Annotated in this window: 13 protein-coding genes; 11 read left to right on the top strand and 2 right to left on the bottom strand. The window is 71.2% G+C overall.

The window, feature by feature from the left end:
* The first annotated feature begins 128 nt into the window (after positions 1-128).
* The 11 genes from CW359_RS17770 to CW359_RS17725 all read left to right on the top strand — a co-directional run bounded on the left by CW359_RS17770 (position 129) and on the right by CW359_RS17725 (position 9,760).
* Positions 129-746, top strand: coding sequence for a hypothetical protein (locus CW359_RS17770; RefSeq protein WP_232838433.1), 618 nt, complete (start codon positions 129-131; stop codon positions 744-746).
* A complete protein-coding gene (locus tag CW359_RS17765) occupies positions 740-1,207 on the top strand; it encodes a hypothetical protein (protein WP_105970928.1) in 468 nt (155 codons plus the stop codon). The genes CW359_RS17770 and CW359_RS17765 overlap by 7 nt, the downstream gene beginning before the upstream one ends.
* 148 nt (positions 1,208-1,355) lie before the next feature.
* Positions 1,356-1,751: a hypothetical protein gene (locus CW359_RS45305; protein ID WP_157968562.1), complete on the top strand. Its 396-nt coding sequence runs from the start codon at positions 1,356-1,358 to the stop codon at positions 1,749-1,751.
* Positions 1,752-1,846: 95 nt separating this feature from the next.
* Positions 1,847-2,233, top strand: coding sequence for a hypothetical protein (locus tag CW359_RS45300; RefSeq protein ID WP_157968561.1), 387 nt, complete (start codon positions 1,847-1,849; stop codon positions 2,231-2,233).
* Positions 2,234-2,297: 64 nt separating this feature from the next.
* Positions 2,298-3,641, top strand: a complete 1,344-nt coding sequence (gene glnT, locus CW359_RS17755) for a type III glutamate--ammonia ligase (RefSeq protein ID WP_105970927.1) — start codon at positions 2,298-2,300, stop codon at positions 3,639-3,641.
* 48 nt (positions 3,642-3,689) lie between these two features.
* The gene (locus CW359_RS17750; RefSeq protein ID WP_232838432.1) at positions 3,690-4,538 is read left to right on the top strand and encodes a class II glutamine amidotransferase domain-containing protein; all 849 of its coding nucleotides are present in this window, start codon (positions 3,690-3,692) and stop codon (positions 4,536-4,538) included.
* Positions 4,523-5,203, top strand: a complete 681-nt coding sequence (locus CW359_RS17745; RefSeq protein ID WP_105970925.1) for a GltB/FmdC/FwdC-like GXGXG domain-containing protein — start codon at positions 4,523-4,525, stop codon at positions 5,201-5,203. The genes CW359_RS17750 and CW359_RS17745 overlap by 16 nt, the downstream gene beginning before the upstream one ends.
* A gap of 93 nt (positions 5,204-5,296) precedes the next feature.
* Positions 5,297-6,616 carry an FMN-binding glutamate synthase family protein gene (locus CW359_RS17740; RefSeq protein WP_198655256.1) on the top strand — a complete coding sequence of 440 codons (1,320 nt, stop codon included), beginning with the start codon at positions 5,297-5,299 and terminating at the stop codon, positions 6,614-6,616.
* Positions 6,613-7,701, top strand: a complete 1,089-nt coding sequence (locus tag CW359_RS17735; RefSeq protein WP_105970923.1) for an FAD-dependent oxidoreductase — start codon at positions 6,613-6,615, stop codon at positions 7,699-7,701. Before CW359_RS17740 ends, CW359_RS17735 begins: the two co-directional genes overlap by 4 nt.
* Before the next feature lie 9 nt (positions 7,702-7,710).
* The gene (locus CW359_RS17730; RefSeq protein WP_105970922.1) at positions 7,711-8,343 is read left to right on the top strand and encodes a helix-turn-helix domain-containing protein; all 633 of its coding nucleotides are present in this window, start codon (positions 7,711-7,713) and stop codon (positions 8,341-8,343) included.
* Between the two features lie 115 nt (positions 8,344-8,458).
* Positions 8,459-9,760 carry an ammonium transporter gene (locus CW359_RS17725; protein WP_105970921.1) on the top strand — a complete coding sequence of 434 codons (1,302 nt, stop codon included), beginning with the start codon at positions 8,459-8,461 and terminating at the stop codon, positions 9,758-9,760.
* A gap of 321 nt (positions 9,761-10,081) precedes the next feature.
* On the opposite strand, the gene CW359_RS17720 is transcribed toward CW359_RS17725, so the two are convergent.
* A complete protein-coding gene (locus tag CW359_RS17720) occupies positions 10,082-10,897 on the bottom strand; it encodes an NAD(P)-dependent oxidoreductase (protein WP_105970920.1) in 816 nt (271 codons plus the stop codon).
* Positions 10,894-11,757 (bottom strand): NAD(P)-dependent oxidoreductase, encoded by an 864-nt coding sequence (locus tag CW359_RS17715; RefSeq protein WP_105970919.1) that lies wholly within the window; start codon positions 11,755-11,757, stop codon positions 10,894-10,896. Before CW359_RS17715 ends, CW359_RS17720 begins: the two co-directional genes overlap by 4 nt.
* Positions 11,758-11,761: the final 4 nt, after the last annotated feature.

Here is an 11,761-nt window from a genome sequence, read left to right as displayed (position 1 = left end):
GGATATTTGGACATGAGGTGAGTCCTGTGCACGGAGTGCCGTTGACACGGCAGGTTATCGAGGTGGTCCGGCGCGATCCGGCGGCCAGTGCGCTGCCGTATCTGCTGCCGTACGTGAACGTCCCCTAGGTGACGGACGGCGTTCCCGAGCCGATGGCCGAGGACGTGCTCGCGCGGGCCGCGTTCCCCTCCGGGCGGCCGTTGCCGCCGAGCCTGCGGGCGTGGCTGGCGTACGACACGAGTCTGCTGGTGCGGCACGGGTGGTTCACCCCGGACGGTCCGGACGGTGGGGAGTTCGCGCCTCGGCCGATCGACCGGCTGGTCGGGGAGGAGATGGGCGACTTCTGGGGTGCGGAGTTCGCGTGGCTGGCCGGGCGCTTCTCCGAGTGCTTCCTCCTGCCCGGCGGTTCCGACTCGCGACGCGTCCTCGCCGTCACCGAGCCGGACGAGGAGGGCGAGTACCCGGTGTTCGCCCTCGACCTGGACGACATGCCGTACCTGGGCCTCATGTACCCCGGTTTCGACGTCTACCTCGCCGACACGGCCGACCTCCTGGGCCTGCCCGAACGGGAGACCTACACCGACCTGATCGGTCATCCGACGTACGGGCCCCGGATGCGCCGGCACGCGGCCCGGTGCTTCGCGGGGGCGGACTGCGTGGAGTACCCCTTCGAGTTCGCGCCCGTGTACGAGGAGCTGCACCCGGGGAAGGGCGAGGTCGTCGGACGGGGTGGGGGCTCGTGCTGACGTTGTCCGCCTGGAGGACGGCGACCTCCGGGCGCGTGGCCTGGTCCACGGCTGCTACAACGACTTCACCTTCGAGGTGCGCGGCGAGGTGCACGCCCGCGCTGATCCTCGACGACAGGTTCGGCGACCACCGCAGGGGCGCGCTGGAGGCGGAGATCGACGCGTACGACCCGACGGAGGCGCAACTCCGGGCGGCCCGCGAGTTCTTCGTCCCCGAGGTGTACGACGACCCGGACCACGAGGGGCCAGGGCGGCGCCGGCATGTCCTGGAGGGGGCGTTCCGGGCCTGGGGGCTGACCGCGCTCGCCGAACTCCGGGGCCGCTGCCGGCCGTTCCCCTGGCCCGACGGCGAACCGCCGTCGGAGCCTTGGCCCTTCCCGATGCTCGTGCCGCTCGCCGACCTGCGACGCGTCCGGGACGAGCTGACCGCGTTCGACAACGACCGGGTGTACGAGGAGTAAGAGCTGCTGCCGGACGGCGACGACGACGTGGAGGAAGTGGTGGGTCTGCTCGGGGAGTCCTTCCCGGCCTGGGTCGACGCGGCACTCGCCGACGGCCGTGACCTGCTGCTGATCCGTGCCGGAAGCAGGTGAGAGGGAGCCCGTGTCCATGCGACTGAAGCTCGCGAGGATCGGACCGGCGCTGCTGGAGGCGATGCGGGAGGCGGTTCGGCCGACGCCCGGACTTGTCGGGGATCTCTCCTTCCACGGCTACGACTACCGCGTACTCGACGCCGTCGCCGAGGGCCGTGCGGAGGCGGAGGAGGGCACGGCGGACTGGCGGACGGCGTACCCCTGGCTGGCCAGGGCGACAGGGCATGGCTGTGCGACCGTCGAGGGGTACGAGTTCGGGTACGGGCCCGCCTTCGTGCTCACCCCGGACGAGGTCCGGCAGGTCGCCGACGGCCTGCGCGCCGAGGGCTGGGCCGGTGCGTTCGAGGACTTGGACCCGTTCTTCGCCGCCGCTGCCGCCGAGGGGGAGGCCGTGATCGGCGGGGTGGACTGAGCCCCGCCCGTCCCCTCCCTCCCTGGCCGGCCCCTGCGCCTGGGGCCGCCCAGCAGGGTTTCGCAGCCGAACGCGTACCACTCGCCGATGAGTTGGTGATCGCCCTCCGGCTCGGCGGCGAGCGCCACCTCACGGACCACGTCGATCTCGGGGGACTCCTCGTCGAACGTGCGCAGTCCGGTGAACGCGGTCAACCCGGCGAGGTACGCGCAGCGTTCGGCGTGGTCGGGGTGACGGTCGAGCGGGAAGCGGTACGTGTGTCGGCGGCGCAGCAGGATGTCCAGCACGCGGAAGTGCGTGAACGAGCAGTCGTGCCTGCCCTGGAAGGCGTACAGCACCGCGAACCAGTCGCGGACGCGCGGGTCGTTCGGCTCGGTGCGGGCGTCCAGGACGCGGATCGACGACCGTCCGTTCTGTGCCGCGACGAAGTGCGGGGTCGTCGAGTCTTACGGGGAGCTTCCACCGCGGAAATCTCCGCGTAACGCCCCGGGAGTCTACTCGTATGCAACAACGATTCACCACAGTGGACACCCTAAGGAGGGGCCCATGGTGACCGCCGCCCCCGATCTCGCCGGTCTTCCCGATGTTCCGGATCTCGCCGAACTGGTTCGCGCCGACGGCATCGAGTTCGTCCTCGCCGTCTTCGTCGACCTGACCGGCAAACCGTGCGCCAAGCTCGTCCCGGCCCAGGCCGTCGAGGAACTCCGGGACGAGGGCGTCGGGTTCGCCGGGTACGCGGCCGGTGCGCTCGGCCAGCAGCCCAGCGACCCCGATGTGATCGCCCGCCCCGACGCGTCCTCGTACACCCCCGTCCCCTTCGTCAAGCCCGGCCTCGCCCTCGTCCACTGCGACCCGTACGTCGAGGGCGAGCCCTGGCCCTACGCCCCGCGCGTCATCCTGCGCCGACAGCTGGAGCGGGCCGCCGCCTCGGGGCTGTCGCTGTCCGTGGGCGCCGAGGTCGAGTACTTCCTCGTCAACCGGGACGAGCACGGTGTGCTGCGCGTCGCCGACTCCCGGGACACCGCCGCCCAACCCTGTTACGACGCACGCGGGTTGACCCGGATGTACGACCACCTCACCGCCGTCTCCACTGCCATGAACTCCCTCGGCTGGGGCAACTACGCCAACGACCACGAGGACGGCAACGGCCAGTTCGAGCAGAACTTCAAGCACGCCGACGCCCTCACGACCGCCGACCGGGTCATCACCATGCGGTACCTGGTGTCGATGCTGGCCGAACAGCGGGGCATGACGGCCACGTTCATGCCGAAGCCGTTCACCGACCGCACCGGCACGGGCATGCACATGCACATGTCCCTGTGGCGGGGGGAGGAGCCAGCCTTCCCCGACGCCACCGACGAGCGTGGCCTCGGACTCTCCCCGCTCGCCTACTCCTTCGTCGCCGGGATCGTCGAGCACGCGCGGGCGTTGCAGGCGGTCATCGCCCCGACCGTCAACTCCTACAAGCGCACGGGCGCGATCTCGACCCGCTCGGGCGCCACCTGGACACCGCGCGTCGCGAGCTACGGCGGCAACGACCGCACCCACTTCGTCCGCGTCCCCGACGGCAACCGCGTCGAACTGCGCGGCGGAGACGGCGCCGCCAATCCGTACCTGGCCGCTGCCGTCGCCCTCGCAGCGGGCCTCGACGGCATCGAACGCGGCCTCGACCCGGGCGAGCCCGGCGCGGCCGGCAAGGGCCCTGAACTCCCGCCGACCCTGCTGCACGCCGTCGAGGCGCTCCAGGCCGACGAGGTGATCAGCGGCGCGCTGGACGCGGTCGGTACCGGCGTGAGCGGGTACTTCGCCGACCTCAAACGCGAGGAGTTCTTCGACTGGCACGCGACGGTCGGCCCCTGGGAGCTGGACCGCTATCTGACTGCCTTCTGATCTCTGTCCGACCTCCGCCTGAAGGGACTTGACGAGATGTGCGGAATCGTGGGGCTCCATCTGAGGGAGCCCTCACTCGAACCCCGGCTCGGCGAGCTGCTCACCGCGATGCTCGGCCAGGTCGTCGAACGCGGCCCCGACTCGGCGGGCGTCGCGGTCTACGGCGACCCGCGCCTGTCCCCGCCGGGACGGACCGTCGTCTCGCTGCTGGGCACCTCGAAGGCCGAGGTCGAGGCGGTCATGCCAGGCGTTCGGGCCTACGACGCCGACGCCACGACTGTCGTCCACGCGGACATCGACCAGCTCGCGACCGCATTGCCCCACGCCCGGGTCATCGGCTCCGGCGAGGGGTTCGCCGTGCTCAAGGGCACTGGAAATCCGGTGGAGTTGGCGGACGCCTTCGGGCTCGCCGACGTCACCGGCTGGCAGGGCGTCGGCCACACCCGGATGGCCACCGAGTCCGCCGTGACGCCGGAGGGCGCCCACCCCTTCTCGGTCGGCCCCGGCCAATGCCTGGTCCACAACGGCTCGTTCGCCAATCACGCCACCATCCGGCGCGAACTCCGCGCCCAGGGCGTCCAGTTCGACAGCGAGAACGACTCCGAGGTCGGCGCGCGCTTCGTCGCCCACCAACTGGAACAGGGCGCCGACCTGGAGAAGGCGCTGAAGCTGCTCTGCGAACGCTTCGACGGCTTCTATACGTTGCTGGTCTCCACCGGCGACTCCTTCGCGGTCGTCCGCGACGCGATCGCCTGCAAGCCGGCCCTCGTCGCCGAGACCGACGCGTGGGTGGCGATGGCCTCCGAGTACCGGGCCCTCGACGTCCTCCCTGGCATCGAGAACGCCCGCATCTTCGAACCCGAACCGGAAGAGGTGTACGTATGGCGGCGACGTTGATCGACCTGGCGGAGACGCCGGTTCGGGAGCTGAATCGGGCGCTGCACGCGCCTGGGGGTGCGGATGTCTGGCGGGTGTTGAATCCGCGCGGGGCGCATGCGGTTGCCTGCGGCGTGCGGGAGGATCTCGCCGTCGATATCGAGGGGCACGTCGGCTATTACTGCGCCGGGATGAACCAGCGGGCGACGGTCACTGTTCATGGCAATGCGGGTACCGGTGTCGCCGAGAACATGATGTCCGGGACGGTTCGGGTCCGGGGGAACGCGTCGCAGTCGGCCGGGGCCACCGCGCACGGGGGGCTGTTGGTGATCGACGGGGACGCGTCGGCGCGGTGTGGGATCTCCATGAAGGGGGTCGACATCGTGGTCGGCGGGAACGTCGGCCACATGAGTGCGTTCATGGGGCAGGCGGGGAGGTTGGTCGTGTGCGGGGACGCGGGGGAGGCGCTCGGGGACTCTCTTTACGAGGCACGGATCTATGTCCTCGGCACGGTCAAGTCGCTCGGTGCGGACTGTGTTGAGAAGGAGATGCGGGCGGAACATCTTTCGGAGTTGGGGGAGTTGCTCAAGGCGGCCGAGCGCGACGAGGACCCCTCGGAGTTTCGGCGGTATGGCTCCGCCAGGGCGCTTTATCACTTCAAGGTGGACAACTCGGCGGCTTATTAGCGATTTTTCGGCTGCGGGCCGTATGTGGCTGGTCGCGCAGTTCCCCGCGCCCCTAAAGGGGCGCCCTCCTCAGCCCAATTCAAGGAGTTGACCTTGGAACCCGCAACCCACGGCCTTCGCGAGTCGGCCACCTTTGACCGTGCCACCATCCACGCCATTCAGCGTGCCGCCGAGACCGGTATCTATGACATCCGGGGGTGGGGCGCCAAGCGCAAGTTGCCGCACTTCGACGACCTGTTGCTGCTCGGTGCCTCCATGTCCCGCTATCCCCTTGAGGGTTACCGGGAGCGCTGTGACACCGACGTCGTCCTCGGGGCCCGGCACGCCAAGAACCCCCTTCACCTCGCCACCCCGGTCACCATCGCCGGGATGAGCTTCGGGGCCCTCTCCGCGCAGGCGAAGGAGGCTCTGGGCCGGGGTGCGTCCGAGGCCGGGACCTCCACCACCACCGGGGACGGCGGGATGACGCCGGAGGAGCGAGGGCACTCCAAGCATCTCGTCTACCAGTACCTGCCGTCCCGCTACGGCATGAACCCCGACGACCTCCGTGCCGCCGACGCCATCGAGGTGGTCCTCGGGCAGGGCGCCAAGCCCGGCGGCGGAGGCATGCTGCTCGGGCAGAAGGTCACCGAACGGGTCGCCGGGATGCGGACGTTGCCCGTCGGCGTCGACCAGCGCAGCGCCTGCCGCCACCCCGACTGGACCGGCCCCGACGACCTCGCCATCAAGATCCTCGAACTGCGCGAGATCACCGACTGGGAGAAGCCGATCTATGTCAAGGTCGGCGCCACCCGCACCTATTACGACGTGAAGCTCGCCGTGCACGCGGGCGCGGACGTGGTCGTGGTCGACGGTATGCAGGGCGGTACCGCCGCCACCCAGGACGTCTTCATCGAGCACGTCGGCATCCCCACCCTCGCCGCGCTGCCCCAAGCCGTCCAGGCACTCCAGGAGTTGGGCGTGCATCGGGAGGTCCAGCTCGTCGTCTCCGGCGGAATCCGCTCCGGCGCCGACATGGCCAAGGCCCTCGCCCTCGGTGCGGACGCCGTCGCCATCGGCACCGCCGCCCTCATCGCGCTCGGCGACAACCACCCCAAGTACGACGCCGAGTACCGCCAACTCGGCTCAGCGGCGGGCTACTTCGACGACTACCAGGACGGCCGCGACCCGGCAGGCATCTCCACCCAGGACGAGGAACTCGCCGCCCGCCTCGACCCGGTGGACGCCGGCCGCCGCCTCGCCAACTTCCTGCGCGTGATGACGATGGAGGCCCAGACCCTCGCCCGCGCCTGCGGCAAGGCCCACCTCCTCCACCTGGAGCCCGAGGACCTGGTCGCGCTCACCATCGAGTCCGCCGCGATGGCCCGTGTCCCCCTCGCCGGCACGAACTGGATCCCCGGAGCAGGCCTGTGATCGCGGTCGTCGGCGCCGGGCTCATGGGCGCCGCCACCGCCTGGCAGCTGGCCCGCGCCGGTCACGAGGTCACGCTGATCGAGGCGTACGACATCGGCCACCGGAACGGCAGCTCGCACGGCAGCTCGCGGATCTTCCGGCGGGCGTACGCCGACCCCTTCTACGTACGGCTGACCGGCCAGGCGTACGAGCAGTGGCGGGAGTTGGAGCAGGACAGCTCAACTCCCTTGCTGCGCAAGACCGGTGGGCTCGACATGGGGGAGGACCGCGACCCCGGGGCGATCGCCGGCCTCCTCGCCGCGGCCGGAGTGCCCCATGAACTCCTCCGCCCGGAAGCCGCATCCGAACGCTGGCCGTACATCCGTATCACCGGCCCGGTGCTGTACCACCCGGACGCGGGCACGGTCGACGCCGACCAGACCGTCGCCGCCTGCGTCCGGCGGGCGATCGAGCACGGGGCGCGGGCGCTCATCGGCAGCCGGGTCACCGGCATCGAGGTCCGGGCGGACGGGAAGGCACGGCTGCGCACCCACGACGGTCACGAGATCGTCGCCGACACGGTGGTGATCGCGGCCGGAGCCTGGCTGCCCGACCTCCAACTGCCCGTCCCCCTACCCCCCTTGAAGGTGACCCAGCAGCAGGTCTTCCACTTCCGGCAGCGGGACCCGGCCGTCCGCTGGCCCACCCTGATCTGGGACGGGGAACTGCACCTCTACGGCCTGCCCTCGGGCAGCGACGGCGGTCCGCTCCCCGCGATGAAGGTCGCCGAGCACGACCGGGGCACGCCCACCTCCGCCCGTACCCGCGACGGAGTCGTCGACCCGACCTCGCGCACCCGGGTCGGCGGCTTCGTACGCGACCGCCTCCTCGGCCTCGACCCCGACCCGGTCGCCGAGACGACCTGCCTCTACACCACCACCCCCGACGAGGACTTCGTCCTCGACCGCCACGGCCCCTTCGTCATCGTCTCCCCGTGCTCGGGCCACGGCGCCAAGTTCGCCCCGCTCATCGGCGCGCTGGCCGCAGACCTCGCCCTCGGCCGCACCGAACCCCACCCCCGTTTCCGTCTGGAACGCGCTGGTTAAGATGCGCCGATGACCGACCACCCTGAACACGCCGACGGCTCCGACGAAACTCACGACTCCGACGACAAGGCGCTGGAGCGCGTCATCGCGGTCCGGGCGCGTGAGTACCGTCAGGCGGCCGGACTGTCGGTCGGGGAGATGGCACAACGGGTCGGCATCTCGAAGGCGATGCTGTCAAAGATCGAGAACGCCCAGACCGCGTGCAGCCTCACCACCCTCTCCCGGCTCGCGCGCGGTCTCGACGTCCCGGTGACCGCCCTGTTCCGGGGCATGGACGACGAACGCGAGGCCGTCTTCGTCCCGGCGGGCCATGGCGCCCGGATCGTGCGGCGCGGGACGAAGGTCGGCCACGAGTACGCCCAGCTCGGCTCGCTGAGAGGCACCCACAAACGCATGGACGCCCTGCTCGTCACGCTCACCGAACAGAGCGAGGTCTTCCCGCTGTTCCAGCACGCGGGCACCGAGATCATCTACATGCTGGAGGGCGTGATGGCGTACGGCCACGGCAAGTCCAGCTACACCCTGCGCCCCGGCGACGCCCTCCAGTTCGACGGCGAGGCCCCGCACGGCCCCGAGCGCCTGCTCGAACTCCCCATCCAGTTCCTGACGGTGACGGCCTTCGGCGACAGCCCGCAGCACTGAGAGTCGGCATCGAAACCGGGCTTTAATCAGCCACGGCGATGTCCCGTAACGCGCCACCTGTCTACTGCGGTGAAACATTGTTTCCTTCGGCTGGACTTCTCCGCGGAGTGTGCGCATGGACACCGGAAGTACCGCTTGGATGCTCGCGAGCACGGCCCTCGTCTGTCTGATGGTGCCGGGCCTGGCCCTCTTCTACGGCGGCATGGTCGCCGCCAAGAGCGTCCTGAACATGATCATGATGACCTTCGGCTCAGTCGCCCTGGTCGGCTGCATCTGGATCGTCTACGGCTTCTCGGCCGCCTTCGGCGACTCCATCGGCGGCGCCGGACTGCTCGGTGACGTCACCGAGTTCTTCGGCATGAAGGGCGTCATCGCGGACGACCCGAAGGCGGTCATCCCGCTCTCCGTCTTCGCCGCCTTCCAGGCCCTCTTCGCGGCGCTCACCGCCGCCCTGATCTGCGGCGCGATCTCGGACCGCATCAAGTTCGGCGCCTGGATGGCCTTCACCGGCATCTGGGTCACGCTGGTCTATCTCCCGGTCGCCCACTGGGTGTTCGCCTTCGACGGCAAGGACGTGGTCGGCGGCTGGATCGTCAACAAGCTCGGCGCCATCGACTACGCGGGCGGTACGGCCGTCCACATCAACTCCGGCGCCGCCGCCCTCGCCGTGATCCTCGTCCTCGGCAGACGCATCGGCTGGCAGAAGGCGGGCGGCCAGGAACGCCCGCACAACCTCCCCCTGGTGATGCTCGGCGCGGGCCTGCTCTGGTTCGGCTGGTTCGGCTTCAACGGCGGCTCCGCGCTGACCTCTTCGAACGCCGCCTCCGTCGTCGTACTGAACACCTTCACCGCCACCTGCTCCGCGATGCTCGGCTGGCTCCTCGTGGAGAAGCTCCGCGACGGCCACCCCACGACCCTCGGCGCCGCCTCCGGCGCCATCGCGGGCCTGGTCGCGATCACCCCGTCCTGCGGCGCGGTCTCCCCGCTGGGCGCGCTGGCCCTGGGCGCGATCGGCGGCGCGGTGTGCGCGCTGGCGGTCGGGCTCAAGTACAAGTTCGGGTACGACGACTCCCTGGACGTCGTCGGCATCCACCTGGTCGGCGGCCTCACCGGCACCCTGCTGGTCGGCATCCTCGCCACCTCGGACGCCCCCAACGGCGTGGACGGCCTCCTCTACGGCGGCGGCCTCTCCCTCGTCGGCAAGCAGGCGGTCGGCGCCTTCGCCGTCCTCGCGTACTCCTTCGCCGTGACCTGGCTGATCGCCAAGGCCCTCGACAAGACGATGGGCCTACGGGTCCGCCCCGAGGTCGAACAGGAGGGCGTCGACGTCCACTTGCACGCGGAGAGCGCCTACGACCTCGCGCATCCGCCGGCCACGGCGTCGTCCCCGGTGCCGGAGCCGGCCGCCGCGGGCTAGGCCCGGGTCAGGCCCTGTCGTCGTGGGCCCGTCAGGGGCGCGTCACCGAACTCGGAGATCGGAGACCGGAGATCGGAGACGGGGAACTGGCGGGTCGGCGGTCACTGGGGCCATGACGCCCGGTAGCCGGTAGGCCGGGCTGATGGCCGAGTCCGGAGCCACTTGGCAATCACCCCGCTTGGCTCCGCCGGACCGAGACCGACGGAAGTCCCCGCCGGATCCGTTCGAACCGAGCGTCAGGCGTCGGGACGGAGCGCGATGACGCCCGCGACCCGTTCGGGCGGGTGGAGTCCAAGCAGCCGACCACGGGGCCGGGTTCGGTCACCCCTGTCGCATGCCCGTCACGAACCGCCGTGCCGCCACCACGAGTTCGCCGCCGGGGGCGCCCTCGCCCAGCAGCTCCGCCGTCAGTGTCACGTCCTTCGTCAGGGCCGCGTCGGCCGGTGTGCCGGCGATCCCCGCCAGGGAGCCCGCCCGCAGTCGCACCCCCGACGCGACACACGCCGAACTGCTCGTCGTCAGGATGTCCGCCAGGGCCGCCGGGTCGACGCCCAGCGCCTCGCCCGCCCGCATCGCGTCGTCCGCGAGGGCGATCTGCGCGGCGAACAGGGTGTTGTTGACGAGCTTCGCGTACGACCCGGCCCCGACCCCGCCAAGATGCACGACATGCCCCGAGAGCGCGGCCAGCAGCCCGGAGACGTCGGCCAGCGCTTCCGCCTCCCCGCCCACCATGACCGTCAGCTCGCCCGCGAGCGCCCGCGCGCTGCCCCCGCTCACCGGCGCGTCGAGGACACGCAGACCGTACGGCGTCGCCCGCTCGGCGATCGCCTGTATCTGCCGGGGCGACAGCGTGCTGTGCACGAGCACCACGCTCCCCGGTTCCATCGCCCCCGCCAGCCCGTTCGGCCCGAACACGACCTCCTCGACGCCCGCCGCGTCGAAGACGCACACGCCGACCGACTCGACCGCCGCGCCCAGTTCGGCGGGGGTCGCCGCGAACGTCACCCCGTCCGCGCCCGCGAAGGGCTCAAGCGACGCCTGCCGCCGGGCGTACAGGGTGAGATCGTGCCCCTCCGCCCGGATGCGCCGCGCCATCGGCAACCCCATGCTGCCGAGCCCGATGAAACCCACCTTCACGATGCCGCCCTCCGCGAGTCCTGGTCGTCCGGTGCGCGGGCCGCCCCCAGCACCTTGCTCTCCACCGCCTCCGACGCCAGCACCGCCCCGATGATCCCGAGGTCGGCCCCCGCGCTCCGCGCGACCTCGCGCACCACGGCGACGTCCTTGCGCATCAGCGCCGCCAGTCGCCCCGCGACCGCGTCCACCGAACCACCACCGGCCACGACGGACAGGGCACGACTGGCCCCGCTGCCGTGCGGCAGGACGGCCAGCAGGGTCCGCTCGTCGATCCCGAGCGACCCCGCCAGCCGTACGGCGTCGACCGCGAGCCCGACCTGGGCCACGAACAGCGCGTTGTTCACGAGCTTCACCCGCTGCCCGTCCCCCGCCGCCGCCCCGACCCACAGGACCGGCGAGGCGTACGTCGACAGCAGCGGTCGTACGGCCTCCAGAACCGTCTCCTCCCCGCCGACCCACAGCGTCAGCCGCCCCTCGGCGATGTCGGGCGGGCTGCCCGAGAGGGCCGCGTCGAGGACTCCGATCCCCTGTTCTGCCCCGGCCTGTGCGAGGAGTCGGGCTGTGGCCGGGGCGGAGGTGGTGTGCTGGACGAGGGTCGCCCCGGGGCGCATGGCCGCGACCGCGCCGGCCGGGCCCAGGCACACCGAGCGGACCTGCTCGTCGGTCAGCACGGTGACGAACACCGCGTCCGCGTCCCGGACGGTCTCCGCGACCGTCCCGGCGCAGGTCAAACCGGCCGCCGCCGCTGACGCGCGGGACTCCGGGCGGCGTACGAGGACCGTCACCTCATGTCCCGCGGCCCGCAGCCGGTCGACGATCGGGCGGCCCATCCGGCCCGCCCCGATGAATCCGAGCCTCACTGCT

Origin of the sequence: Streptomyces geranii, from assembly GCF_002954775.1 — a bacterium.
Lineage (GTDB): Bacteria > Actinomycetota > Actinomycetes > Streptomycetales > Streptomycetaceae > Streptomyces > Streptomyces geranii.
Note: the sequence above shows the minus strand (reverse complement) of the source record. Positions and strands in the feature narration are given on the sequence as shown.